The organism is Kitasatospora sp. NPDC001261 (assembly GCF_042896795.1).
GTDB lineage: Bacteria > Actinomycetota > Actinomycetes > Streptomycetales > Streptomycetaceae > Kitasatospora.
Genome location: NZ_JBIAXP010000011.1, coordinates 90,548 through 115,496 on the forward strand (window position 1 = coordinate 90,548; position 24,949 = coordinate 115,496).

Below are 24,949 nucleotides of genomic sequence, written 5' to 3' on the forward strand. Positions count from 1 at the left end.
TCGGCACCGGCGCGACCCTTCGGCTCGCTCGCGCTAGATCTCGTTCGCGGGCCGGCGGGCGTCGGCGAGGATCTTCATGACCTCGTCGATCTCGTCGGTGATGTGGAACAGCTCCAGGTCGTGCGGGGCCGCCTTGCCCTGCGCGACCAGGGTGTCCTTCAGCCACTCGTAGAGGCCGCCCCAGTAGGCGCTGCCGTAGAGGATCACCGGGAAGCGGGTGACCTTCTTCGTCTGCACCAGGGTGAGCGCCTCGAACAGCTCGTCCAGCGTGCCGAGGCCGCCGGGCAGGACCACGAAGCCCTGCGCGTACTTCACGAACATCGTCTTGCGGACGAAGAAGTAGCGGAAGTTCAGCCCGAGGTCGACGAACTCGTTGAGGCCCTGCTCGAAGGGCAGCTCGATGCCGAGCCCGACGCTGAGGCCGCCCGCCTCGGAGGCGCCGCGGTTGGCGGCCTCCATCGCGCCCGGGCCGCCGCCGGTGATCACCGCGTAGCCGGCCTCGGCGAGGGCCCGGCCGATGGCCACGCCCGCCTGGTACTCGGGCGAGTCGACCGGGGTCCGGGCGGAGCCGAAGACACTGATCGCGGGAGGGAGTTCGGCGAGGGCGCCGAAGCCCTCGACGAACTCCGAGGTGATCCGCAGGACCCGCCACGGGTCGGTGTGCAGCCAGTCGGTCGGACCGGTGGTGTCCAGCAGGCGCTGGTCCGTGGTGCTCGTACCGACCTGGTCCCGGCGCACCAGCACCGGGCCCTTCTGCTTCTCGGGCCAGGCCTTCTTCTTCCGCGGCGCACCGACCTGCTCGGGGCCGTGGCCGTAGTGCTTCTCGTCTCCTGTGCCTGTCATGACGAAACCCTACGCCCGCCCTCCCCCGTTTTCAGGCAACGGGGGAAGGTCGGTTGAGCATCCGGAAGGTGGCGTTCGACTGCTGATCGGACGAGCGTCGCCGGCGTCGGCTCAGCTGGTCAGCCAGGCGCGCATCCGGTCCTCGACCTCGGCGATGGCGCTCAGCGAGCAGTACTCCTCGCGCTTGTGCGCCAGGTTCGGGTCGCCGGGGCCGTAGTTGACCGCCGGGACGCCGAGCGCGCTGAACCGGGCGACGTCGGTCCAGCCGAACTTGGCCCGGGCCTGGCCGCCGGTGGCCTCCAGGAAGGCCTGGGCGGCCGGCTGGGAGAGCCCGGGCAGGGCGCCCACGGCGAAGTCGGTGACGGTCAGCTCGAAGCCGTCGAAGACCTCGCGCACGTGCTTCTCCGCGTCCACCTCGTCGCGGTCCGGCGCGTAGCGGAAGTTGACCGTGACGACGCACTCGTCCGGGATCACGTTGCCGGCCACGCCGCCGTCGACCCGGACCGCGTTCAGGCCCTCGCGGTACTCCAGGCCGTCGATCTCCACCCGGCGCGGCTGGTAGTCCTCCAGCCGGGTGAGCACCTCGGCGGCGTGGTGGATGGCGTTGTCCCCGAGCCAGCTGCGGGCCGAGTGGGCGCGCACGCCGGTCAGCCGCACCTGCGCCCGCAGGGTGCCCTGGCAGCCGCCCTCGACCATGCCGCCGCTGGGCTCCATCAGCACCGCGAAGTCGCCGGCCAGCCACTCCGGGTGGTCCTTGGCCAGGTGGCCGAGGCCGTTGCGGGAGGCCTCCACCTCCTCGCAGTCGTAGAAGACGAAGGTGAGGTCGCGGTTGGGCTCGGGCACCGTGGCGGCGAGGCGCAGCTGCACGGCCACGCCGGACTTCATGTCCGTGGTGCCGCAGCCGTGGAGCAGGTCGCCCTCGACCCACGAGGGGAGGTTGTCGGCGATCGGCACGGTGTCCAGGTGGCCGGCCAGGACGACGCGCTCGGCCCGGCCCAGGTTCGTCCGGGCCACCACGTTGTTGCCGTGGCGGTCCACGGTGAGGTGCGGGTAGCCGCGCAGCGCGGTCTCGATGGCGTCGGCGAGCGCCTGCTCGTCGCCGCTCACCGAGGGGATGTCGACGAGCCGGGCGGTCAGCGTGCCGCCGTCGAGAGTGAGGTCCAGGGGCGTCGGGTTCGAGCTGCTCATGGGAGCCAGCCTAATCCGCGGCCCGGTCCGGTCGGAGGCGGGTGACGGCAACCGGAAGGCGCCGCACATCCGTCCGAGTGGGTACGGTGTCGGATCAAGGTGCAGGCGCGAGAGGGGCGACGGTGGCCAGGAGAAGGAGCAGCGAAGAGCTGGGCGACGAAGAGGAGCCCACTCGCCGCCGCGGGCCGCTTCGCGCCCTGCTGATGGTGATCGTCGGGCTGCTCGGCCTGGCCATGGTCGCCGGCCTGGCCGTGGTCGGGATCTGGTGGTTCGGTTTCAAGCCCGGCGCGTCCGAGGAGTGCTCGGTGAAGACGGCGGCCGGGAACGGCACGCTGGAGCTGCCGCAGGCCGCCAACGCCGCGACGATCGCCGCGGTGGCGCGTTCGCGCGGGCTGCCGGACCGGGCCACCACGATCTCGCTGGCGACCGCCATGCAGGAGTCCAAGCTGCGCAACCTCGCGGGCGGCGACCGGGACTCGATCGGCCTCTTCCAGCAGCGGCCGTCGATGGGCTGGGGCACCCCGGCGCAGATCTCGGACCCGGTGTACGCGACCAACAAGTTCCTGGACGGCCTGGTCAAGGTCCCGGGCTACACCCGGATGCCGCTGACCGACGCCGCGCAGACGGTGCAGAAGAGCGGTTACCCGCAGGCCTACGCCAAGCACGAGACCAAGGCGACCCTGCTCACCTCGGCGCTGGCCGGCCGGGAGCCCGCCTCGTTCTCCTGCGTGGTGCACGACTACGCCAAGCCGGACCCGGCGGACTCCGCCTCGGCCGCGCCGGGCGCCACCCCGGGCGCCACCGCGGCCCCGGCCGCCGCGCCGGACCGGGCCCAGGTGCTGTCCGACCGGGTGCGCCGGGAGTTCGGCCGCACGGTGACCCCGGCGACCGGCTACACCTCGACCATCAAGGGCGCCGAGAACGCCGTCTCGCTGACCCCGGACCCGGCCACCGCCGCCCTGACCTCCTCGCCGGACGCGGGGGCGGCGGACGGCGGGGTGAGCGCCGAGCGGGCGAGCGGCTGGGAGGTCGCCCACTGGGCGGTCGCCCAGGCCCAGCAGCTGGGCATCGCGACGGTCGCCTACGACGGGAAGATCTGGCGCAAGTCCAAGTCCGAGGACGGCTGGCAGAACCAGACCTCGGGCACCTCGACCAAGCTCGTCCAGGTCACGCTGGCCCCGGCCGACAAGAGTTGACGCACTGGTGTTCGGGTTGCCGCCGGACGGGTGATTCCGGTCAACCCCGATGGACCGGCCGGCCGCTCCGGCGAACCCGGTTGGAGAACCGTCACTCCCCTTGACCGGGGCGGTTCGACGGCGTCCGACCGGGCCGGTCGGGCAGCGCTGTTGTGGTCGTACGATCCGATGGTCGGCCAGGAAGATTCCTTGCGTCGGCCGAAACCTTCTGGCTTCTCAAGCGGTAACAACGTCGTCCGCCCGGTCGTCCACGCCCGGTCCTTTGGCGGACGGGACGGACCCAGACCCCTTCGAGGAGCCCCATGTCTCACCCCCTCACGCGCCGGATCGCCCAGGCCGCGCTCGTCGTGGCCGCCGGAGCGACCCCGCTTCTCGCGGCCGGCTCCGCGTCCGCCCTGGGCGGGGACGCCCTGCTGCCCAAGAGCGACCTCGCGGCACCGCTGGGCCAGCTGGCCAACACCGACACCGGTTCCACCCTCCAGCACACCACCCACCAGCTCGGCCAGGCCGCCGGGACCACGGGTGCGGCCACCGTCGCCGCCGGCGTACCGGCCTCCGCCGACGCCGCCGGAAACATCGTCGCCCAGCAGCTGCCCGAGGCCAACGAGAAGGCCGGCTCGCTGACCGCCCCGGTCGACCAGACCGCGGCGACCGCGGGCCAGCTCTCCTCGGTCACCCCGAAGGTCGCCTCGTCCCTGGCCGGCAAGCTCGGCGAGGCCGTCACCGGCAAGAGCGCGGAGACCCGCAGCGCCACCGCCGGCACCGGCCCGCTCGGCGGACTCACCCAGACGGGCTCGGTCACCCAGGCCGTGCCCGGCGCCGAGACGCTCACCGGCGCCGTCCCCGGCGGCACCGCCGTCGCCGACGCGCTGCCGGTCGGCGCGGTGCAGCGCGCGCTGCCGCTCGGCTCGGTCGAGCACGCCCTGCCCGCCGACCTGCCCGCCACCGACGTGCTCGGCCTGGCCGAGCACGGGTCGGCCAACCGCCTCGGCGGTGCCGACCTCGGCGCGAACAGCCCGCTGTCCGGCCTCACCGGCGCGCTCGGCCCGCTCGGCGGCCTGCTGGGCGGCCTGGGCGGCGGCAACCTGAGCGGCGGCAGCCTCAGCGGCCTGCCGCTGTAACCCCCGCCGCCGCACAACCCCCGGCTCGGGGAGAACCCCGAAGGGGGCCGGTGTCCGTGACACCGGCCCCCTTCGCCGTACGGTCGCCCGCTACGGTCGGCGCGCCGAGCTCGGCGCGGTCGCGGTCAGCTCGCCGCGCCCAGCCGCTCCACGGCCGCGGCGACCCGCTCGTCGGTCGCCGTGAACGCGACCCGCACGAAGCGGTCGCCGGCCGGCCCGTAGAAGTCGCCGGGCGCCACCAGGATGCCCAGCCCGGCCAGTTCGGCCACGGTCTCCCAGCACGGGCGGTCCTGGGTCGCCCACAGGTAGAGGCTCGCCTCGGAGTGCTCGATCCGGAAGCCGTACGCCTCCAGCGCCGCCCGCAGCGCCGAGCGCCGGGCCGCGTACCGCTCGCGCTGCTCGGCCACGTGGGCGTCGTCCGCGAGCGCGGCGACCGTCGCCGCCTGGACCGGCGCCGGCACGATCATGCCGCCGTGCTTGCGCACCTCCAGCAGCTCCCTGACCACCACCGGGTCGCCCGCCACGAAGGAGGCGCGGTAGCCGGCCAGGTTGGAGCGCTTGGAGAGCGAGTGGACGGCCAGCAGGCCCTCGTGGCCGTCGCCGCAGACGTCCGGGTGCAGGACGGAGACCGGCTCGGCCTCCCAGCCCAGCTCCAGGTAGCACTCGTCGCTGACCAGCAGCGCCCCGTGCTCCCTGGCCCACTCGACGGCCCGGCGCAGCTCGTCCGCGCCCAGCACCCGGCCGGTCGGGTTGGACGGCGAGTTCACCCAGAGCAGGCGCACCCGGGAGCCGTCCAGCTCGTCCACCGAGTCGTACTCGACCGGCTCGGCGCCGCACAGCCGGGCGCCCACCTCGTAGGTCGGGTAGGCCAGGCGCGGGTAGGCGACCTGGTCGCCGGGGCCGAGGCCGAGCTGGGTCGGCAGCCAGGCCACCAGCTCCTTGGAGCCGACGGTCGGGAGCACGGCCTGCGGGCCGGTCTCCGCGCCGAGGCGGCGGTGCAGCCAGCCGGCGATCGCCTCGCGCAGCTCCAGCGGGCCCCAGACGGTCGGGTAGCCGGGGGTGTCGGTGTGCGCGGCCAGCGCCTTCTGGATCACCTCGGGGACCGGGTCCACCGGGGTGCCGACGGAGAAGTCGCAGAGCCCGCCGGGGTGGGCCAGGGCGGTCGCCTTGTACGGCTCCAGCTTGTCCCAGGGGAAGACGGGGAGCTTGTCCGAAACGCGGCGCGCCGCCCCCGGGTGACCCGGGAACGGCGCGCGCGTGCTGTTGGTACTCACAGCTGTTGTGCCACCGATCGTCAGTGGTCGGCGTTCTGCGGCGGCAGAGCGGCGATGAACGGGTGGTCACGCTCGATCAGACCGAGCTTGGAGGCGCCGCCGGGGGAACCCAGGTCGTCGAAGAACTCGACGTTCGCCTTGTAGTAGTCCTTCCACTCCTCCGGAGTGTCGTCCTCGTAGAAGATCGCCTCGACCGGGCAGACCGGCTCGCACGCGCCACAGTCGACACACTCATCCGGGTGGATGTAGAGCGATCGCTCGCCCTCGTAGATGCAGTCAACCGGGCACTCTTCGATGCACGCCTTGTCCTTCACGTCGACACAAGGCTGCGCGATGACGTAGGTCACGCTGTCGTTCCTCCTCGGAAGGGCCTGGTGGCCCGTTCTGTTCTGCTGCCGTGCGCGGTGAGCGCGGCGTCGTCGATGCCCGCCCCTAGTATCGCGGGTCGGAGACCGCAAATGCACAGGAGGTGGCCAGATGGCGACGCACGACCCGGTCGGCGACCGTCCGGAAGTCCGGATAGACCGCTCTGACGTGGGACGACGCGTGTCCGTCCGCCGCCTCGCGGAGTTCGTGGACGACCGGCCGGTGTTCCGGGATTCGATCGGCGTGCTCACATCGTGGGACGATCATGGGTTGACGATCGCCCCTCGAACCGGCGATCCGGTGTTCTTGCCGGAGAAGCTGCTGGTCGCAGGCAAGACCGTGCCGCCGTTCCCGGCCCGGCGCGTCCCGTTGCCGGTCACAGAGCCGGTCGAACTGCAGCGGATCGCGGGCCGCGGCTGGCCGGCCGTCGAGCAGGAGCCGCTCGGCGAGTGGACGCTGCGCGCCGCCGCCGGGTTCACCCGGCGGGCCAACTCCGTCCAGGCGCTCGGGGACCCGGGACTGCCGCTGCCCCGGGCGCTGGCGGCCGTCCGCGCCTGGTACGCGGCGCGCGGACTGCCCGCGTACGTCGAGGTGATCTCCCCCGGCTCGCCCCCGGCGCTGGTCGCCGAACTCGACCGGCTCGGCGCCGGGTACGCGCCCACCCTGGTCCGCACCGCCCCGCTGGCCGGGCTCGCCCGGGCCGGCGCCGGGCACGACAGGGTGCGCCTCGCGCGGACCGCGGACGACCGGTGGCTGTCGGTGTACCGGCGGGTGAGCGGCGACCCGGCGGTGGAGGAGGCGGCCCGGCGGGTGCTGCACGGCGGGCCCTCGGTCTGGTTCGCCACCGTGCCGGGCGCCCCCGGGCAGCCGCCGCCGGCGATCGGACGCTGCGTCATCGAGGGCGCCTGGGCCTGCTTCGGCGCGATCGAGGTCCAGCCGTACGCCCGGCGGGCCGGACTGGCGACGACGGTCATGGCGGTGCTCGCCTCGCGCGCGGCCGAGGAGGGGGCGAGCGGCGGCTACCTCCAGGTCGAGGCGGAGAACGCGGGGGCGATCGCGCTCTATGACGGACTCGGCTTCACGACCAGTCACACTTACCACTACGCGCTCCTCCCCCAGGGGTAGCCGCCAGGCCGTACCGTCCGTCCGTTCGTCCGATCGCCCGCCCGATCGTCCGTCCGCCGCCTTGTCCGTCCGCCGTACGAAAGCCGTCGCCGTCACCGTGACCGAGCAGAGCAGAGACCGCTTCCGGACCGCCGCCCGCGCCGAGCAGCCCGACCCGGTGCTGCTGTGCCTGCTCGCCGCCGCCGAGCACGGCATGGTGCCCGACCCCGGCGACCCCGGCGAACCGCCGGGCGTGGACGCGCTGCTCGCCGCCTGCGAGGCCGCGTTCGAGCGGCACGCGGCGGCGGTCCGGACGGCCGTCGCCGAGCGGGCGCCGACCGGGCCGGAGGAGACCGCCGCCCTGCTCGCCGCGGTGCTCGGCGGGCGGGAGCGCTTCCACGGGCGGCAGTCGGACTACCGGCGGCTGGAGTCCTCGCTGCTGCCCGAGGTGCTGCGGCGCCGGCGCGGGCTGCCGATCACGCTCTCCCTGGTGTGGATGGCGGTCGGCCGGCGGGCCGGGCTGACCGTCCACGGCATCGCGCTGCCCGGCCACTTCATCGTCGCGGTGGGCGGCCCGGCCGGCGGCGAGGACTACGTCCTGGCCGACCCGTTCCACGGCGGGCGGCTGCTCGACCCGGCGGACGTCGAACGGCTGGTCGCCGCCGCCGGGGCGGAGTTCACCCCCGCCCTGCTCACCCCGGCCCAGCCGCTGGAGGTCGTGCTGCGGGTGCTCGGCAACATCCGGCTCTGGGCCGCCGACCGCCCCGAGCACGCCCGCACCCAGCTCTGGGCCACCGAACTCGCCCTGCTGCTGCCCCGACACCCGGCCCAGCTGCGCCTGGAACGGGCCGAACTCCTCGTCCGCACCGGGGACTTCCTCGGCGGCTCGGCGGAGATGGACGCCTACGCGCAGATCCTCGACGCCTTCGACCCGGACACCGCCGCCAAGGTCCGGCAGGAGGCCCGGGCGGCCCGGCACCGGCTCAACTGACCCCCGTCTGCGGGCCGACGCCGGGGGCTTGAAGACGGGCCCTACAGCCAGCCCTTCTCCCGGGCGATCCGGACCGCCTCGGTGCGGTTGCGGGCCTCGGTCTTCTGGATCGCCATCGACAGGTAGTTGCGCACCGTCCCCTCGGAGAGGTGCAGCCGCCGGGCGATGTCCGCGTTCACCGCGCCGTCGGCCGCCGCGCCCAGCACGTCCCGCTCACGCGGGGTCAGCGGGTTGGCGCCCTCGGCCAGCGCGGCGGCGGCCAGCACCGGGTCGATCACCCGCTCGCCGCGCAGCACCCGGCGGATCGCCTCCGCCAGCTCGGCGGCCGGCGCGTCCTTCACCAGGAACGCGTCCGCGCCCGACTCCATCGCCCGGCGCAGGTAGCCGGGCCGGCCGAAGGTCGTCGCGATGACCACCTTGGTCCGGGGCGCCCGGTCGCGCAGCTCGGCGGCCGCCTCGATACCCGTCATCCCCGGCATCTCGATGTCCAGCACGGCGACCTGCACGTCGTTCGCGAGCACCGCCGCCACCACCTCGTCCCCGCGGCCGACCTGCGCGACGACGTCGATGTCCCCCTCCAGCCCGAGCAGCGCGGCCAGCGCCTCCCGGACCATCCCCTGGTCCTCGGCGAGCAGCACGCGGATCGAGGCCCCGTTGTCAGTGTCGTTCATGGCCACGACCTTAGAGGGCCGCGGGCTTGCGTCTCCGGTAAGGGGAGAGTCCAGAGTGGTCCCCATGGACGGCAGCGAAACGCTCTACCCGATCGGCGACCTCGCCCGGCGCACCGGACTCACCGTCAAGACCATCCGGTTCTACGCCGACACCGGCCTCGTCCCGCCCACCGGGCGCAGCGCCGCCGGCTACCGGCTGTACGACGTGCACGCCCTCGCCCGGCTGGACCTCGTCCGCACCCTGCGCGAACTCGGGCTCGACCTGCCCGCGATCCGCCGGGTGCTGGAACGGGAGGCCCCGCTGCACGAGGTGGCCGCCGCACACGCCGAGGCGCTGGAGGTGCAGATCCGCACCCTCCGGCTGCGCCGGGCCGTGCTGCTCGCCGTCGCCCAACGCGCTTCCACACCCGAGGAGATGGGACTCATGCACAAGCTCGCCAAACTCTCCGACGCCGAACGCCGGCGCCTGGTCCACGACTTCGTCGACGAGGCCTTCGGCGGCCTGGACGCCAACCCCGAGTTCGTCGCCATGATGCGCTCCGCCATGCCCGAACTGCCGGACGAGCCGCGGACGGAGCAGGTCGAGGCCTGGGTCGAACTCGGCGAACTCGTCCAGGACCCGGACTTCCGCGCGGCCGTCCGGCGGATGGCCGAACAGCAGGCCGCCGAACGGGCCGAGGGCGACCGCGGCGGGCTGCACCACGCGCTCACCGAGACCGTACGGTCCCTGGTCGGTGCGGCACTGGCCGCCGGCACCGACCCCGCCTCCCCCGCGGCCGACCCCGTCCTCGACGCCCTCACCGCCGCCTACGCCGAGACCTTCGGCCGCCCCGACGACGCCGGGTTGCGGCGCTGGCTGCTCGACCGCCTGGAGAGCGCCGACGACCCGCGCGCCGAGCGCTACTGGCAGCTGCTGGCGGTCATCAACGGCTGGCCCGTCCCGGAGAGCCTCACCGGGGTATTCCGGTGGTTCACCGGGGCGCTGCGGGCCAGACTGGCGCAATGATCACCCTGGAACCCCTGCGCCCCGACCACGCCGAGGCCCTGCTGGCCTTCGAACGCGCCAACCGCGCGTACTTCGCCCGCAGCATCCCGGACCGCGGCGACGCCTACTTCGCCGGCTTCGCGGACCGCCACGCCGCCCTCCTCGCCGAACAGGCCGAGGGCACCTGCCGGTTCCACGTGGTGCTCGACGCGGCCGGCGGGCTGGTCGGCCGCGCCAACCTCGTCGACCTCGCCGACGGCAGCGCCGAACTCGGCTACCGGATCGCCGAGTCGGCCGCCGGCCGCGGCGTCGCGAAGGCCGCCGTCGCCGAGGCCTGCCGCCTCGCGGCCACCGCCTACGGCCTGACCGTCCTGACCGCCGTCACCACCGTCGACAACCCCGCCTCCCAGGCCGTCCTCGCCCGCAACGGCTTCGCGCTCAGCCACCGGTTCCTCCTCGCCGACCGCCCCGCCCTCGCCTACCGCCGCCCCCTGGGCGACCTCGGCTGAGCGCGGGCCCGGCGCGGGCCCGGCGCGGGCTGAAGGCCGGGCCGGCGCCCCGCTACGGCAGCCAGCGGCGGGCGGCCTCGACGCTGTCGGCGGGGCTGGTGTTGAAGGCGACGGCCGCCTGCGGGGCGTGACGGCGGACCAGGTTGACGACCGCCTCGAAGAACGGCAGCGCCGGTTCGGGCTTGCGGATGCCGCCGCCGATGACGACGACGTCCCAGCGGCGCCCGGCGAGGGCCGCCACGACGGCGGGTTCGGCGGTGTCGTCGGGGGCGACCAGGGTCACGGCGGCGTCGATGCCGTGCTCGGTGAAGCGGGCGAGTTCGGCGTCGAGGAGGGCCCGCACCGCGTCGCCGTCCACGCCGGGGACGGTGTGCGGGTCGAAGCCGAGGATGAGAACGGTGGGCATGCCCGGTACGACGCTCACTCCGGCCGCCCGGGTTCCCCGCCGAGGTAGCGGGCGGCGTCGACGAGGGTGAGCTTGGGGTCGGTCCAGGAGCAGACCTCCAGCCAGGAGAGCCGGCCGTCCTCGGCGAAGAGCAGGATCTCGCCGTCGGAGCCGATCGCCGCCTCGGCGACCACCTCCGAGCGGGCGCCGTCCTGGACGCCGGCGAACAGGGCGGTGCTGCAGCCGCACCGGCAGCGGGACTCGACGCGCAGGTGCGGGACCTGGGCGCGCAGGGGGTGGCCCTCGGGGAGGAGGAAGTCGAGGACCCGGGCGACGTCGCTGGGGAGGAGGGTCATGGGCGCCTGCGCAATCGTGTGGTGAGGACGGACAGTTCTTCGATCCGGAGGAGGTGGGCGAGCAGGAGGTAGCCGACGGCGAGGGCGGCGGCGGCCGGCAGGAGGCCGTACCGGGTGGCCCACCAGGCGCCCGCGGCGGCCGGCAGGGCCGCCAGCAGCGGCTTCCCGTGGGCTCCCAGGACCCGCAGCGGCCCGAGCCGCCGGCGCAGCAGCAGGGCGGCGGCCGCGCAGGTGAGCAGGAACGACGCCCCGTAGCAGCCGGCCATCCCGGTGACGGCCCAGCGCAGCGGCAGCAGCCGGTGGCAGAGCACCGCCCCCAGCGCCGTGGCGGCGACCGGCAGCAGGTTGAGCAGGAAGGGCGTACGGCTGTCGCCGAGCGCGTAGAAGACGCGGGTCAGCGCGTAGCCGGCGGAGTACAGGACCAGGCCGGGCGCGAAGGCGGTCAGCATCCCGGCGATGGCCCGCACGTCGTCGGCGCCGGTGCTCCCGTGTCCGAAGGCGAGCGCGCAGAGCTGCGGTGCGAGGACCGCGAACGCGCAGGCCGCCGGGACGGTGACCACCGCGATGGTGCGGACGGTGCGGGCGAGCAGCGCGCGGACGGCCCGCGGGGAGTCGGCGGCGGCGGTGAGCGCGGGAACGACCGCCGTCACCACCGACACCGTGACCACCCCGTGCGGCACGATCCACAGCAGGTACGCGCTGCTGTACGCGGTGTACCCGACGCCCGGCAGCCCGGCCTCGGCGGCCCGCGCGCCGACGGAGGTCGACAGCCGGGTCACCACCCAGTAGCCCACCTGGTCGCCGAGCACCAGCAGCAGCGTCCACCCGGCGGCCCGCAGCGGCTCGCCGAGCCCGGCCTGCCGCCAGTCCCAGCGCGGCCGGGGCCGCACGCCGGCGGCCCGCAGGCAGGGCAGCAGCACCAGGCTCTGCGCCACCACCCCGGCCGTCGTACCGGCCCCGAGCACGGTCACGTCGGCCGTGGAGAAGGACCGTTGGCCGAGGTACCCGGCGAACACCCCGATCACCACCAGGTTGTTGAGCACCGGCGCCCAGGCCATCGGCGCGAACCGCTGCCGGGCGTTGAGGAGTTGGCCGAGCACGGTGAACAGCCCGTAGAAGAACACCTGCGGCAGGCACAGGTACGCCAGCAGCACCGTCCGGTCCAACTGCGCACCGCCGTAAGCGGTGTAGGCCCGCACGAGGTACGGCGCGCCCGGCACCACCACCGCCGTCAGCACCAGCAGGGTGACCACCAGCACCGTCACCAGCCGGTCGACGTGCGCCGCCCCGCCGTCCGCCGACTCCTTGGCGGCGCGCACCAGGTGGGGCACCAGCGCGGTGTTCAGCGCGCCGCCGATCAGCAGCACGAACAGCAGATTGGGCACCGTGTTGGCCACGTTGTACCCGTCCGCGAGCAGCCCCGAGCCGAGGACCGCCACCAGCAGCGCCGAGCGGACGAAGCCGGTGGCCCGGGAGACCACCGTCCCGGCCGCCATCACCAGGCTGGGCGGCGGCGTGCGGCGCGGCCGCCGGTGGCGGGCGGGCCGCGGCGGACCGGGCAGCGGAGGGCGGGGCAACGGAGGACCCTCCAGTACGGTCATCCGCCGGCACCTCCCGTGTCAGGCACCGACTCGAACTGATCGGCGGAAACGGCGAGAGCATGCACCCGCGCCCCTGAAGCGGGGCTGAGAAAGCTGAAGACGGCTTAAGGAACGGATCCGGCGCCGGTGGCATCCTGATCCGCATGGAGATTCTGGTGGTGGAGGACGACGCCCAGGTCGCGGCGGCCGTACGGCGCGGCCTGGAGGTCGAGGGCTACACCGTCGACCTCGCCCCGGACGGCCTCACCGGCCTGCGGCTGGCCCAGCGGCACGCCTACCGGGCGATCGTGCTCGACATCATGCTGCCCGGCCTGAACGGCTACAAGGTGTGCGAGGCACTGCGCGCCGACGGCGTCACCACCCCGATCCTGATGCTGACCGCCAAGGACGGCGAGTACGACGAGGCCGAGGGCCTGGACACCGGCGCCGACGACTACCTCACCAAGCCGTTCTCCTACCTGGTCTTCCTGGCCCGGCTGCGCGCGCTGATCCGCCGCAGCCAGACGCCGGGCCCGCTGCTGCGGGTCGGCGACCTCTGGCTGGACCCTGCGGGCCGCCGCTGCGGCCGGGGCGGCGCCGAGATCACCCTCACCGAGCGGGAGTTCGCCGTCCTGCGCTGCCTGGCCGAGCACCCCGGCGAGGTGCTGTCCAAGCGCCGGATCGTCGACGAGGTGTGGGACATCGCCTTCGACGGCGAGGAGTCCATCGTCGAGGTGTACGTCAGCATGCTGCGCCGCAAGGTGGACGCGCCGTTCGGCGTCCGTTCGATCACCACCGTGCGCGGCGTCGGCTACCGGCTGGAGGCCTGACCGGTGCCCGGCAGGCTCTCCACCCGGCTGCGCACCTCGCTGGCGGCCGGCCTGGCCGCGCTGCTGCTGCTCGGCGTCGGCGCCTGGTGGCTGCGCGGCCACATGTACGACGCCCAGCTGGAGGCGGCCGAGGCGGACGCCCAGGCCCAGGCCCGCGAGATCAGCAGCGGCTACAAGCACGGCCAGCAGCTGGCGGACTACGGGCGGCTGCCGTACCTCGTGCTGGACAGCGACGGCCGGGTGCTGACCATGGGCGGCCCGCTGACCACCCAGCACCTGGCCGGGGACCCGCCCGCCGCCGTACCGAAGCTCGCGCCGGACGACTGGCAGTCGGTCCAGCGGGTCGCCATCGGCCCGGCCGGGGAGGCCGCCGCCAACCGCTACTCGGGGCGCACCTTCACCGCGCTGGGCAGCTGGAGCCCGCTGCTGCGGCAGAACGACGAGAACGGCCAGCCGGTCAAGCCGGTGGTCGGCCCGTTCACGGTGTACGTGCTGGCCACCCCGTTCGCCGCCGAGGCCTCGCTGCACACCATCGACCCGGTGCTGCAGGTGGGCGTGCCGGCCGCCGCGCTGCTGGTCGCGCTGACGGCCTGGGCGGCGACCAGCCGGGCGCTGCGCCCGGTGGAGGCGATCCGCGCCGAACTGGCCGAGATCGGCGAGCACCGGCTGGACCGCCGCGTCCCGGTGCCGCCCGCCGGCGACGAGCTCACCCGGATGGCCCGGACCACCAACGCCACCCTGGACCGGCTGGAACGCTCGGCCGTGCAGCAGCAGCGCTTCGTCGCGGACGCCTCGCACGAGCTGCGCAGCCCGATCGCCGCGCTGCGCACCAATCTGGAGGTGTCGCTGGCGCACCCCGACCGCACCGACTGGCCGGCCACCACCCGGGAGGCGCTCACCTCGGTCGAGCGGCTCCAGCAGCTCACCGAGGACCTGCTGTTCCTGGCCCGGGGCGCGCACCCGGCGACGGCCGGCCGGCTCACCACCGTCGACCTGTCCGCCGTGCTGCGCGAGCTCGCCGACCAGTACCGCCCCGGCCTCGGCGCCCGGCTCGCCCTGCGGGTGGACGCGCCCGAGGCGGTGCCGGTGCGCGGCAGCCGCATCCGGCTGCACCGGCTGGTGCGCAACCTGCTGGACAACGCCCGGCGGCACGCGTCCGCCGAGGTGGTGCTGTCCGCGCGGCGGACCGCGCACGGCTGCGTCCTGGAGGTCCGGGACGACGGCCCGGGCGTGCCGCCGGAAGACCGCGAGCGGATCTTCGAGCCGTTCACCCGGCTCGACGAGGCCCGCAGCCGGGACTCCGGCGGCAGCGGCCTGGGCCTGGCCATCGCCGCGGACATCGCCACGCGGCACGGCGGCACCCTGCGGGTCGCCCACGCCCCGCGCGGCGCCCGCTTCGTGCTGGAGCTCCCCCTGGCCTGACGGCCTGCGCGGCAGCCCTAAAGAGGCTTCGGCACGGGCGCCGGCGCCGCAGTGGGCGCCGTCCGCAGCGGCACCGAGGCCCGCAGCCGGAAGCCCCGCCCGCGCTCCCCCGGCCCGGTCTCCAGCCGCCCGCCGACCAGCGCCAGCCGCTCCTCCAGCCCGGACAGCCCGTTGCCCGGCTGGGACTTGCCCGGCCCGCGCCCGTTGTCGACGATCTCCAGGACGGCGTAGCGCTCGCCGCTCGCCTCCCAGCTCTCGTCCGCCGTGACCGTGCAGACGGTGGCGCCCTCGCCGTGCCGGACGACGTTGGTCACGGCCTCGCGCAGCGCCCAGGCCAGCGCGCCCGTCTCCTCCTCGGCCAGCGACGGCCAGGCGTCCACCAGCTCCGGCGCGGCCTCCAGCCGGACCTGCGCGGCGGCCAGCGCGGTACGGGCGGCGGCCAGTTCCACCGGCAGGGTCGGCCGGCGGAAGCCGGTCACCGCCTCCCGGACGTCGATCAGCGACTGCCGGGCGACCTGCTCGATGTCGGCGACCTGCGCCCGCGCCGCCTCGTCCTTGCCCGCGTCCATGAACCGCCCGGCCAGCTCGCTCTTCAGGGTGATCAGCGACAGCGAGTGCCCGAGCAGGTCGTGCAGGTCGCGGGCCATCCGCAGCCGCTCCTCGGAGGCGGCCAGGTGCGCGACGGCGGCCCGGGCCTCGCGCAGCTCCTTCATGGTGGCGACCAGCCGCTGCAGCCCGGTCATCGCGACGCCGGAGAGGAAGGCGCTGAGCGCGAAGGTGGTGATGTTGTCGTTGCCCGCCCCGATCGCCGCCCCGACCACGGCGGTGAGCACGGCCATGGCGATCAGCACCCGCAGCGCGTACCGGGCCGGCGTGATGATGGCGACGCACACCGAGGCGTAGATGAACAGCGTCAGGAAGGCGGAGCCGAGGACGACCGAGGTGGCGACGGCCAGCGCGACCATCGTCGTGACGATCGCCAGGCAGGCCCGCGGCCGCATCCCGGCCTGCGAGCGGAAGATCACCAGCAGCACGTAGGCGCCCACGAACCCGGCCAGGCAGCACCAGCCGAGCACCGTCCCGGCCGTGTTGTGGGCGCCGCTCAGCAGGTCGCCGGCCGGGTAGGCCAGGTAGAGCATCCACAACAGCATCCAGGCGACCTTGACCAGCAGCTGCCGCCTGGTCTCCACCGGGGAGCCGGGCACGTTCATGAAGGAGGCGCGCGCCGCTCCCGCCTCCGGCGGTTCGTCGGTGCGGTGGGTCCGGCGCGCGTCACTCATGCCGGTCATCATGCCTGGCGGGTGTCGCGGCGGTACAGCGCCGCCGCGGCGGCGGCGAACACCACGAGGAAGCCGGCCAGACCGGCGACCGCGACGGTGTCCAGGGAGTGCCCGGGCCGGGTGAAGCCGGCCAGTTGGTTGTACAGGTACACCGGGTTGAACCGGGCGAACTTCTCCAGCGAGCCGCTCACCGGGAACCAGGTGCCGCCGAGCAGGGCCATCGCCATGTAGGTGATCATCACGATCGGCTGCACCGCGTCCGGCGCGGCCGCGTACCCGAGCGCCACCCCGAGCGCGGCGAAGACGAAGCTGCCCAGCCAGAGCGCGGCCGTCAGTCCGGCCCACTGCGGCACGGTCAGCGAGACCCCCTGGCTCGCGCCGACCGCGAAGACCACCAGGATCGCCGGCAGCGTGGTGACCGCGGTCGCCGCGATCTTGCCGACGGTGTACGCCCGGCCGGGCAGCGCGGTCAGCCGCAGCTGGCGCACCCAGCCGCTCTTGCGCTCCAGCGAGATCCGCTGCGCGCTGCCGGTCAGCACCGCGCCGACGGCGCCGAAGGTGGCCATCGAGACCATGAAGTAGGTCTTCACCGGCAGGCCGCCGGCCAGCTGGGTGGAGCCGTAGGCGTTGATGAAGAAGAAGTACATCAGCGCCGGGTAGGCGATGGTGAAGAGCAGGTAGCGCCGGTTGCGCAGGGTCCGCAGGATCTCCAGCTTGATCAGGGTGGTCATCGCACGCTCTCCTTGTCGGCGCTCCGCTCGTCGGTGCTCTGCTCGTCGGTGCTCTGCTCGTCGGTGCTCTGCTCGTCGGCGCGCCGGGCGCCGTCCTGGCGGTCCAGTTCGCCGGTGATGGTCAGGAAGGCCTGCTCCAGGCCCACGCCGGCCACCTCCAGCCCGCGCGGGTACAGCCCCGCCCGGTAGATCCCGGCCGCGGTGGCGTCGGCGTCCGCGGTCCGGATCCGCACCGTCCGCACCCCCGGGACCCGCGCGGTGACGTCCAGCGACTGCACGCCGGGCAGGGTGCGCAGCACGGACTCCTCGAACCCGCCGTCCGCGTCGTGGAGTTCGAAGGCGATCCGGCGGGCGCCGGCCCGTGCCTTGATCTCCGCCGAGCTGCCGTCGGCGATCAGCCGGCCGCGGTGCAGTACCAGGACGCGGTCGGCGATCGAGTCGGCCTCCTCCAGGTAGTGGGTGGCGAACAGCACCGTGCGCCCGGCGTCGGCCTGGGCGCGCATGCTCGCCCAGAACGACTGCCGCACGCTGACGTCCATGCCGGTGGTGGGCTCGTCCAGCACGATCAGGTCGTTGTCGCCCGCGATGGCCAGGGCGAAGCGGACCCGCTGCTCCTGGCCGCCGGACAGCTTGTCGACCCGGCGCTCCGCGAACTCGGTGATCCCGGCGTCGGTCAGCACCTCCGTGACCGACCGGCCGCGCGGGTGCACGTCACAGGCGAGCCGGACCAGCTCGCGCACCTTGACGTCGGACATCAGCCCGCCGCTCTGCAGCATCGCGCCGACCCGGCCGTCCTCGATCGCCGCCCGCGGGGCGCCGCCGAACAGGGTCACGCTGCCCCGGTCGGGCTCGCGCAGGCCGAGCAGCAGGTCCAGGCTGGTGGACTTCCCGGCGCCGTTCGGCCCGAGCAGGGCGACGGTCTCGCCCGGTCGGAGCACGAGGTCCAGTCCGTCCACGGCGCGCACCCGCCCGTAGCTCTTGCCCACGCCGCGGAAGGCGGCCACCTCGGTAACCATTGCCCGGCTCCTCTTCCCTGACGGTGTCACGCTCGTGGTGTCACGACCGGTGCTGTTCGCACCACCTCAGAGTCCCGCGCGGGCGGGTGGCGGCGGCAGTGTCCGCCGTCGTGCCTTCGGCATGACGGATGTCATGCCGGCGGCCGGTACCCCCGTCAGGGGCACCGGCCGCCGAAAGCGCTGGTCAGACGGGTGTCACACGCCCAGCGAGCGCTTCACGAAGTCGACCTGGAGCAGCAGCAGGTTCTCCGCGACCTCCTCCTGCGGGGTCATGTGGGTGACGCCGGACAGCGGCAGCACGGTGTGCGGACGCCCGGCGGCGAGCAGCGCCGAGGACAGCCGCAGGGTGTGCGCGGCCACCACGTTGTCGTCCGCCAGCCCGTGGATGATCATCAGCGGGCGCTCCAGCCCGGCCGCGTACCCGCTCAGCGAGTTGGCGGCGTACACCTCGGGCCGCTCGGCCGGGTCGCCCAGGTAGCGCTCGGTGTAGTGGGTGTCGTACAGCTCCCAGTCGGTCACCGGCGCCCCGGCCACCGCCGCGTGGAAGACGTCCGGGCGGCGCAGCACGGCGAGCGCGGAGAGGTAGCCGCCGTACGACCAGCCGCGGACGGCGACCCGGTCGAGGTCCAGCGGGAACTCCTCGGCGAGCGCCCGCAGCGCCTCCACCTGGTCGTCCAGGGTGGCCCCGGCGAAGTCGAAGGCGATCGACTTCTCCCAGGCCGGCCCGCGCCCGGGGGTGCCGCGCCCGTCGGCGACCACCACCGCGAAGCCCTGGTCGGCGAACCACTGCGAGTTGAGGTGCGGGTTGTGCGCCTGGAGGACGCGCTGGCCGTGCGGGCCGCCGTACGGGTCCATCAGGACGGGCAGCAGGCCGTCCCGCTCGCGGTCGTAGCCGGTGGGCAGGAAGACGGCGGACGGGATGCGGCGCTCGCCGGCGAAGCGGAAGACCGGGCGGGCGGTGATGGCCGGGGTCTCGGCGTACGAGGCGATGGTGGCGACGTCGTCGACCGCCAGGCCCTCGGGCAGGTCCCGGGCGACGGTGACCAGGGTGCCGGGCAGGTCGGGCTCGGCGGTGGCCCGGACGGTGATCCCGCCGCCGTGCACCGCGCTGGTGACGGAGGTGAACGGCCGGCCGTTGGCGGACTCCCAGCCCAGCCGCGTGCCGTCGTGGCTGATCCGGCCGACGCCGATCCAGCCCGGCTCGGGGTCGGTCTCCTCGGCGCCGCCGGCGGCGCTGAAGAACACCTCCCGCTCGGTGACCGCGACGACCGAGCGGACGTGCAGGTCGGCCCCGGTCACGGCGCGGTCGCCGATCACCAGCGCCCGCACTCCCCCCTCGTCGGAGATCCGGACCAGCTTGCCGTCCGGGGTCCAGGCCGGTGCGCCCTGGAACAGCTCCAGCCAGGCGCCGTCCTTCTCCTCGTGCAGCACCTCGGTGGCGCCGGTGGCCGTGTCCAGGCCGAGGATCCGCTGGCCGCGCTGGTCGCGGGTCTGGACCAGGAGCAGCGGCACGCCGCCCTTCGACCAGTGCACCCGGCCCAGGTACGGGTAGGCCTCGCGGTCCCAGACCACCTCGGTGCGCCCGCCGTACAGGTCGAGCAGCCAGAGCCCGACCTCGGCGTTGGCGCCGCCGGCCGCCGGGTAGGCGACCTCGGCGGGCTCGCGGTCCGGGTTCGCCGGGTCGGCGATCCACCAGCGGCGCACCGGGCTGTCGTCGGCGCGCTCGACCAGCAGCCGGTCGCTGTCCGGGGACCACCAGAAGCCGCGGTCGCGGTCCATCTCCTCCTGGGCGATGAACTCGGCCTGGCCCCAGGTGACGTTCGGGCCGTCCGGCTCGGCGAGCACCCGGTCGCCGCCGCCGTCGGTGCGGGTCAGCCGCAGCTCGCCGGCCGCGTTGGCGTACGCGACGTGGGCGCCGTCCGGGGCCGGGCGCGGGTCCAACAGCGGTCCCTCGGCGGGCAGTTCGGCGGTGGCGCCGGTGCCGAGGTCGGCGGTGAACAGTCGGCCGGAGAGGGCGAAGGCGGCCAGCGCGCCGGCCGCGTCCAGGGCGTAGCCGACGATGCCGGCCGAGCCCTCGCGGCTGCGCTCGCGGCGGGCCTTCTCGGCCGGCGACAGGTCCTCCCCGCCGCCGCCGAGCAGCGCGGCCGGGTCGGCGGCGACCCGCTCCTCGCCGGTGGCGGTGTCGAGGGTCCAGAGCAGGTTGGCCCGGTCGCGGCCCGAGCCGGAGCGGAGGAAGACGACCCGCGAGCCGTCGGGCGCGACGGAGAAGGAGCGGGGCGCGCCGACGGTGTAGCGCAGGGTCCGCGCGTACTGCCGTGGGAAGGTGTCGGCAGGGGTGTGGGAGGTCATGGCACCAGACCCTATGACGCCGGACCACCACCCCCGGGCGTGCACTGATCACTCGTTCGGAGCATCGTCGGCAAGTACGCCCCAAAGGGGTCCAAACCGCCTCCGACCGGCCCATGCGCCCCTCGGATGCCACGATGCCCCGGCGCGCGTGGCCTCACCGAGGGTAATGCCACCCTTACCCATCGGGTATGACTTGTCGCGCGAGCGGCCGTCCGGCCCCGTCCCGGACCGCGGTCGCCCGCAGCCCCCAGTCCCGCACCGTCCCTCGCCGCCTCCCCGGAGGCGGCGTGCCCGAGAAGGGGTGTGAGCCGACATGGCCATGAACATCTCCGCCGCCGTGCTGATGCTGGTCATCGTGGTGATCCTGATCCGCCGGTCCGGCCTGAAGCTGGCGCACGCGATCGTCTGCGCGCTGCTCGGCTTCTACCTGGCCTCCAGCTCGATCGCCCCGTCGATCAGCCAGGTCACCAGCAACCTCGCCGGAATGATCAACGGCCTGAGGCTCTGACCCCCACCGGCCGGTGGTTAGGCTTCCTCCCATGACCGCGACTACCGGCCGCCGCCTCCTCCTGGTCCACGCGCACCCCGACGACGAGTCGATCGGCAACGGCGCCACCATGGCCCGGTACGCCGCCGAGGGCGCCCGGGTCACGCTGGTGACCTGCACCCTCGGCGAGGGCGGCGAGGTGATCCCCCCGGAGCTGGCCCACCTGACGGCCGATCGGGACGACACCCTCGGCGCGTACCGGATCGGCGAGCTGACCGAGGCGATGAGCGCCCTCGGCGTGTCCGACTTCCGCTTCCTCGGCGGCCCGGGGCGCTACCGCGACTCCGGGATGATGGGCGTGCCCGAGAACGACGTGCCCGGCTGCTTCTGGCAGGCGGACGTCGACGAGGCGGCCGGCCACCTGGTCGCGGTGGTCCGCGAGGTGCGCCCGCAGGTGCTGGTCACGTACGACCCGGACGGCGGCTACGGGCACCCGGACCACATCCAGGCGCACCGGGTCGCGATGCGCGCGTACGAGCTGGCCGCCGACCCGGCGCACCGGCCGGAGCTGGGCCCGGCCTGGCGGATCGCCAAGGTGTACTGGAACCGGATGCCCTGCTCGGTGATCGAGGCCGGGCTCGCCGAGGCCGCCGCCAAGGCGTCCTTCCCGGGTGTCGCGCAGCCCGCCGACGTCCCCGGCGTGGTCGACGACGAGGTGGTCACCACCGTGCTGGACGGCGCCGCGCAGGCGGGGCGCAAGACCGCCGCGATGACCGCCCACGCCACCCAGATCACCGTGGACGGCGCCTTCTTCGCGCTCTCCAACGACCTGGCCCAGCCGCTGTTCACCACCGAGTACTACCAGTTGGTGCGCGGCCAGGCCGGGCCGGGCGAGCCGGAGGACGACCTGTTCGCCGGCCTCGCGCCCGACGCCGCGCCCGCCGAGGAGGGCACCCGATGAGCAAGCCCGCCGCCCGGCCGACCCGCCGCCCGCTCGCCGCCGCCGTGCTCGGCACCCGCGAGGAGCGGCTGGCCGAGCCCCAGCCCCCGCGCGCCGCCCGGATCGCCGCCTACGCCCTGTTCTTCCTGCTGGGCGTCGCGGTGTCGGTCTGCGGATCCTTTGTGCAGGCCCTGTGGCCGCCGGTGGGGGTCCTGTTGGCGCTCGCCGCGACCGCCGCCACCTTCTACGCCGGCCTGCGGGTCACCGGCACCCGGCTCGGCGCGGGCGCGCCCGCGGCCGGCTGGTTCCTGGCGATGCTGCTGCTGATGGTGCCCCGGCCCGAGGGCGACAACGTGCTGTGGTCCAACGCCACCTCGCTGGCCTGGCTGTTCGCCGGCTCGGTGCTGGGCGTGATCTGCGCCACCCTGCCCACCCGCACCAGCTGGTTCCCCGGGGTGCCCGGCCCCCCGCGCTGACCCCGGTCGTGCACGGCGTACCGTACCGCGTACGACGCGCAGTCAGGAGCGTACGGCCTTACTCTCATACCGGAGGAACCGGACGTATCAGGATCTGTCCGAAGCCGTTCGCCGCTCTGTTCTTCCCAGTATGGTGGTCCCGCAGAACGCCGTACCCGACCGCCGCCCGCCCCCGTCAAGGCCCGGCGACCACGAACCGCGGTCGCGCCGCACGGCCCGCCCGCGAACCCGGAGCAGAGCAGCATTGAGCAGCCGCGAATCTGACAACGCCCACCCGACGCCCCGGCGCACGGGTCCGGACGCCTACCCGTCGGGCACCCCGCCCTACGGCACACCGGGGCTCCCCGGCGGCGACCGGGCGGACGCCGGACCGGGCGCCGCGTCGGGCGGCGAGGACGACGGTCCGAAGACCGAGACCACCCTGACCACCCGGGTCCGGATCAACATCCCCGGCTCGCGTCCGATCCCGCCGGTCGTCGTCCGCAGCGCCGTCAAGAACGAGGACGGCCCCGGCGATGACGCCCCGGCGGCGGCCGCCGCCGAACCGGGCGGCCCGCGGCACCGGTCCGCGCCGACCTCGCCCGTCCTCGGTGTGATGGAGGACGGCGGCCGCCAGGCCGCCCCGCCGAACCTGCCGCCGGAGTGGCAGATCCCGCCGATCCCGCCGGCCACCTCCGAGTCGGAGTCCACCGGCGCCTGGTTCCGGCCGCGTCAGAAGAAGGCCACGGTCGCCGAGCCCGCCCCGGCCGCCGTGCCCGCGGCCGTGCCGGCCGGTGCCGCCGGAGCGGCGGAGGCCCTGGCCGTGCCGGGCGCCGTCGCCGAGCCGCGCCCGCAGGGTGCCCACCCGGCCGCGGGCCAGGCCGCCCGCGCCAACGGCGCCCCGAACGGCCGCCCGGTGCCCGCCCAGGGCAAGCAGCCGCGCCCGGCCGCGCCCGCCGCGCCGTTCCAGGCCGAGGCCCCGGTGGAGGAGCCCGGCGTGTACGAGGCCGCCGCCCCCTTCACGCCGGTCGCCGATCCCTTCGCCCCGGTCGCCGACCCGTTCGTCGCACCGGTCGCCGACCCGTTCGGCACCTCCGTCCCCGACGCCGGCCAGCAGGGCGGCCTCCCCCGGCGGGGCGGCGGCCAGCGGAACCGTCAGCAGCCGGGCGGGCAGCAGCTCGACGACCGGGCGGGCGGCCCGCGCCAGTCCGGTCCGCGCAACGACTTCCAGGCGAACGGCCACCCGGCCCCCGCACCGCACCCGCAGGCCGGACCGGCCGGCGAGCCGGGCCCGGAGGACACCTCGGTCGACGGCTTCGCGCCGATCCGCGACACCACCCCGCCGCCCGCCGCGATACCCGGCCTGCCCCGGAACGGCGCCCCGCACGGCGCCGACGGCCGTCCGCAGCCGGGCCTGTTCGCCTCGGCCCCGACCGGCACCGACCCGTTCGCGGCCCAGCGCCCGGCCGCTCCCGGCCAGGACGCCCCCGCCACCCCGGCGGGCCCCGGCGCCCTCTTCCCGGGCGCTCCCGGCGGCGCCCCGCAGCCCGGCGACCCGGAGGCCACCGCGGTCACCCCGCTGCCGGCCCCCGGCCCCCGGCCCGAGGTCGCCACGGACACCAAGGGCGGCAAGGGCAAGGGCGGCAAGGGTGGAAAGGGCAGCAAGGACGCCAAGGGCGACAAGGCCGCCCCCGCGCCGGCCCCCGCCAAGGCGAAGGCCGAGCCCGCCGCCCCCGCCAAGGCCAAGCGCGGCGGAGCCGGCAAGAAGCTGGTCAAGCTGGGCGTCTACGGCGGCGTCGCGGTGCTGTTCCTCGGCGCGGCCGCGTACGGCACCGGCCTGATGCTCAACCAGTCCGACGTCCCCAAGGGCACCGTGGTGCTCGGCGCCGAGATCGGCGGCAGCAGCCGCGACCAGGCGATCCACCAGCTGGACGAGTCGGTCGGCAAGGCCGGCCAGCAGCCGCTCAAGCTGAAGATCGGCGACCAGGCCGTGGACCTCGACCCGGCGGTCGCCGGGCTGAGCTTCGACACCACCGCCACCGTGGACGGCCTGGCCCAGCACAGCTACAACCCGGTCGACGTCATCAAGTCGCTCCAGGGCGGCACCAAGGCCGTCGCCCCGGAGGTCAAGGTCGACAAGGCCAAGCTCCGGGCCGCCCTGGACACCCTCGCGGGCGGCTCCGGCCAGGGCCTCCAGGAGGGCTACATCAAGTTCGGCGACGTCAACGGCGAGCCGATCGTCGTGCCCGGCCGGGCCGGGCAGGCGGTGGACTCGGCGAGCGCCCTGGAGGCGATCGAGCAGGCCTACCGCGACCGCGCCGACGGCAAGCCCGACCAGCCGATCGCCCTCGCCGTCACGGCCGCCCAGCCGAAGATCTCCACCCAGGCCCTCCAGGCCGCCGCCGACAGCCTCGGCAAGCAGATCGCCGCGGGCAAGGTGCACGTCGTGGCCGGCGCGAAGACCTGGGACTTCGGCCCCAAGACCGCGGCCAAGGCGCTCACGCTCGTCCCGGACGCCTCCGGCAAGATCGTGCCCAAGTGGGACCTCGACGCGCTCGCCGCCCAGCTGGGCACCGCGTTCGACAAGGTGAAGGTCAAGAAGAACGGCCAGGTCGCCGCGATCACCCCGCAGGACGTCGCGGACGGCATCACCTCGGTGTTCGACAAGACCGGCGACAAGGACCGCACCTTCAAGTTCGTGGTCTGACCCGTCCGCGATCGGACACCCGCACGGTCGGGCGCGTCCGTCCCCGACGAACCCGCGCCCACGGGGGGCGGGCCCGCATCCGGGCCCGCCCCTCGACAACGCCCCCTCCCGGTCAGCAAGATGTGACGCCACACCATCCGCCACATCCACCCCGGGAGCACGC

24 protein-coding genes are annotated in these 24,949 nt (G+C 74.8%); 12 read left to right on the forward strand and 12 right to left on the reverse strand.

The window, feature by feature from the left end:
* Window positions 1-33: 33 nt before the first annotated feature.
* Both ACFY4B_RS16675 and dapE read right to left on the reverse strand, forming a co-directional pair.
* Complete coding sequence (locus ACFY4B_RS16675) at window positions 34-843, reverse strand: TIGR00730 family Rossman fold protein (RefSeq protein WP_049655631.1); 810 nt, start codon at window positions 841-843, stop codon at window positions 34-36.
* Between the two features lie 111 nt (window positions 844-954).
* Window positions 955-2,031 carry a succinyl-diaminopimelate desuccinylase gene (dapE, locus tag ACFY4B_RS16680; protein WP_387968422.1) on the reverse strand — a complete coding sequence of 359 codons (1,077 nt, stop codon included), beginning with the start codon at window positions 2,029-2,031 and terminating at the stop codon, window positions 955-957.
* Between the two features lie 122 nt (window positions 2,032-2,153).
* Here dapE and ACFY4B_RS16685 point away from each other — a divergent pair, with 122 nt between their 5' ends.
* A complete protein-coding gene (locus ACFY4B_RS16685; RefSeq protein ID WP_181970669.1) occupies window positions 2,154-3,227 on the forward strand; it encodes a hypothetical protein in 1,074 nt (357 codons plus the stop codon).
* Between the two features lie 302 nt (window positions 3,228-3,529).
* A complete protein-coding gene (locus ACFY4B_RS16690) occupies window positions 3,530-4,348 on the forward strand; it encodes a hypothetical protein (protein WP_387968424.1) in 819 nt (272 codons plus the stop codon).
* A 125-nt stretch (window positions 4,349-4,473) separates the two neighbouring features.
* On the opposite strand, the gene dapC is transcribed toward ACFY4B_RS16690, so the two are convergent.
* Complete coding sequence (gene dapC / locus ACFY4B_RS16695; protein WP_074001371.1) at window positions 4,474-5,622, reverse strand: succinyldiaminopimelate transaminase; 1,149 nt, start codon at window positions 5,620-5,622, stop codon at window positions 4,474-4,476.
* A 20-nt stretch (window positions 5,623-5,642) separates the two neighbouring features.
* Window positions 5,643-5,969 (reverse strand): ferredoxin, encoded by a 327-nt coding sequence (gene fdxA / locus ACFY4B_RS16700; RefSeq protein WP_030061559.1) that lies wholly within the window; start codon window positions 5,967-5,969, stop codon window positions 5,643-5,645.
* 289 nt (window positions 5,970-6,258) lie between these two features.
* Between fdxA and ACFY4B_RS16705 the strand changes: the two genes are divergently transcribed.
* Together ACFY4B_RS16705 and ACFY4B_RS16710 are read left to right on the forward strand one after the other, a co-directional pair.
* Window positions 6,259-7,113: a GNAT family N-acetyltransferase gene (locus tag ACFY4B_RS16705; RefSeq protein ID WP_387968426.1), complete on the forward strand. Its 855-nt coding sequence runs from the start codon at window positions 6,259-6,261 to the stop codon at window positions 7,111-7,113.
* Between the two features lie 97 nt (window positions 7,114-7,210).
* Window positions 7,211-8,083: a transglutaminase-like domain-containing protein gene (locus ACFY4B_RS16710; RefSeq protein WP_074001369.1), complete on the forward strand. Its 873-nt coding sequence runs from the start codon at window positions 7,211-7,213 to the stop codon at window positions 8,081-8,083.
* 41 nt (window positions 8,084-8,124) lie between these two features.
* Here ACFY4B_RS16710 and ACFY4B_RS16715 read toward each other — a convergent pair whose 3' ends face one another.
* Entirely contained in the window at window positions 8,125-8,754 is a 630-nt protein-coding gene (locus ACFY4B_RS16715) for a response regulator (protein WP_380741170.1), read from the reverse strand.
* Window positions 8,755-8,818: 64 nt separating this feature from the next.
* On the opposite strand from ACFY4B_RS16715, the gene ACFY4B_RS16720 reads away from it, so the two are divergent.
* Together ACFY4B_RS16720 and ACFY4B_RS16725 are read left to right on the forward strand one after the other, a co-directional pair.
* Window positions 8,819-9,760, forward strand: coding sequence for a MerR family transcriptional regulator (locus ACFY4B_RS16720; RefSeq protein WP_387968427.1), 942 nt, complete (start codon window positions 8,819-8,821; stop codon window positions 9,758-9,760).
* Entirely contained in the window at window positions 9,757-10,248 is a 492-nt protein-coding gene (locus tag ACFY4B_RS16725; protein ID WP_074001366.1) for a GNAT family N-acetyltransferase, read from the forward strand. Before ACFY4B_RS16720 ends, ACFY4B_RS16725 begins: the two co-directional genes overlap by 4 nt.
* Before the next feature lie 52 nt (window positions 10,249-10,300).
* On the opposite strand, the gene ACFY4B_RS16730 is transcribed toward ACFY4B_RS16725, so the two are convergent.
* Genes ACFY4B_RS16730 through murJ form a run of 3 tightly spaced genes read right to left on the reverse strand, consistent with a single transcriptional unit; the run spans window position 10,301 to window position 12,590 of the window.
* Window positions 10,301-10,654: a hypothetical protein gene (locus tag ACFY4B_RS16730; protein ID WP_117489428.1), complete on the reverse strand. Its 354-nt coding sequence runs from the start codon at window positions 10,652-10,654 to the stop codon at window positions 10,301-10,303.
* A gap of 14 nt (window positions 10,655-10,668) precedes the next feature.
* Window positions 10,669-10,989 carry a hypothetical protein gene (locus tag ACFY4B_RS16735; RefSeq protein ID WP_049657348.1) on the reverse strand — a complete coding sequence of 107 codons (321 nt, stop codon included), beginning with the start codon at window positions 10,987-10,989 and terminating at the stop codon, window positions 10,669-10,671.
* Entirely contained in the window at window positions 10,986-12,590 is a 1,605-nt protein-coding gene (murJ, locus tag ACFY4B_RS16740) for a murein biosynthesis integral membrane protein MurJ (protein WP_117489426.1), read from the reverse strand. Before murJ ends, ACFY4B_RS16735 begins: the two co-directional genes overlap by 4 nt.
* Before the next feature lie 143 nt (window positions 12,591-12,733).
* On the opposite strand from murJ, the gene ACFY4B_RS16745 reads away from it, so the two are divergent.
* Entirely contained in the window at window positions 12,734-13,399 is a 666-nt protein-coding gene (locus ACFY4B_RS16745; RefSeq protein ID WP_049657347.1) for a response regulator transcription factor, read from the forward strand.
* Between the two features lie 3 nt (window positions 13,400-13,402).
* Complete coding sequence (locus tag ACFY4B_RS16750) at window positions 13,403-14,821, forward strand: sensor histidine kinase (RefSeq protein ID WP_387968430.1); 1,419 nt, start codon at window positions 13,403-13,405, stop codon at window positions 14,819-14,821.
* Between the two features lie 17 nt (window positions 14,822-14,838).
* Here the strand turns inward: ACFY4B_RS16750 and ACFY4B_RS16755 are convergent, their stop codons facing one another.
* From ACFY4B_RS16755 to ACFY4B_RS16770, 4 genes are all read right to left on the reverse strand, one after another.
* Window positions 14,839-16,101 (reverse strand): sensor histidine kinase, encoded by a 1,263-nt coding sequence (locus ACFY4B_RS16755; RefSeq protein WP_387968432.1) that lies wholly within the window; start codon window positions 16,099-16,101, stop codon window positions 14,839-14,841.
* An 8-nt stretch (window positions 16,102-16,109) separates the two neighbouring features.
* Window positions 16,110-16,832: an ABC transporter permease gene (locus ACFY4B_RS16760; RefSeq protein ID WP_049658004.1), complete on the reverse strand. Its 723-nt coding sequence runs from the start codon at window positions 16,830-16,832 to the stop codon at window positions 16,110-16,112.
* Window positions 16,829-17,848: an ABC transporter ATP-binding protein gene (locus ACFY4B_RS16765; protein WP_387968434.1), complete on the reverse strand. Its 1,020-nt coding sequence runs from the start codon at window positions 17,846-17,848 to the stop codon at window positions 16,829-16,831. Before ACFY4B_RS16765 ends, ACFY4B_RS16760 begins: the two co-directional genes overlap by 4 nt.
* A gap of 195 nt (window positions 17,849-18,043) precedes the next feature.
* A complete protein-coding gene (locus ACFY4B_RS16770) occupies window positions 18,044-20,197 on the reverse strand; it encodes a prolyl oligopeptidase family serine peptidase (RefSeq protein WP_387968436.1) in 2,154 nt (717 codons plus the stop codon).
* Window positions 20,198-20,510: 313 nt separating this feature from the next.
* Between ACFY4B_RS16770 and ACFY4B_RS16775 the strand changes: the two genes are divergently transcribed.
* From ACFY4B_RS16775 to ACFY4B_RS16790, 4 genes are all read left to right on the forward strand, one after another.
* Window positions 20,511-20,705 (forward strand): DUF2304 family protein, encoded by a 195-nt coding sequence (locus ACFY4B_RS16775; RefSeq protein WP_049658010.1) that lies wholly within the window; start codon window positions 20,511-20,513, stop codon window positions 20,703-20,705.
* Between the two features lie 31 nt (window positions 20,706-20,736).
* A complete protein-coding gene (gene mshB / locus ACFY4B_RS16780) occupies window positions 20,737-21,645 on the forward strand; it encodes an N-acetyl-1-D-myo-inositol-2-amino-2-deoxy-alpha-D-glucopyranoside deacetylase (RefSeq protein WP_049658011.1) in 909 nt (302 codons plus the stop codon).
* Complete coding sequence (locus ACFY4B_RS16785; RefSeq protein WP_220450057.1) at window positions 21,642-22,100, forward strand: DUF6113 family protein; 459 nt, start codon at window positions 21,642-21,644, stop codon at window positions 22,098-22,100. Before mshB ends, ACFY4B_RS16785 begins: the two co-directional genes overlap by 4 nt.
* A 244-nt stretch (window positions 22,101-22,344) precedes the next feature.
* Window positions 22,345-24,786: a peptidoglycan binding domain-containing protein gene (locus ACFY4B_RS16790; protein WP_387968438.1), complete on the forward strand. Its 2,442-nt coding sequence runs from the start codon at window positions 22,345-22,347 to the stop codon at window positions 24,784-24,786.
* Window positions 24,787-24,949: the final 163 nt, after the last annotated feature.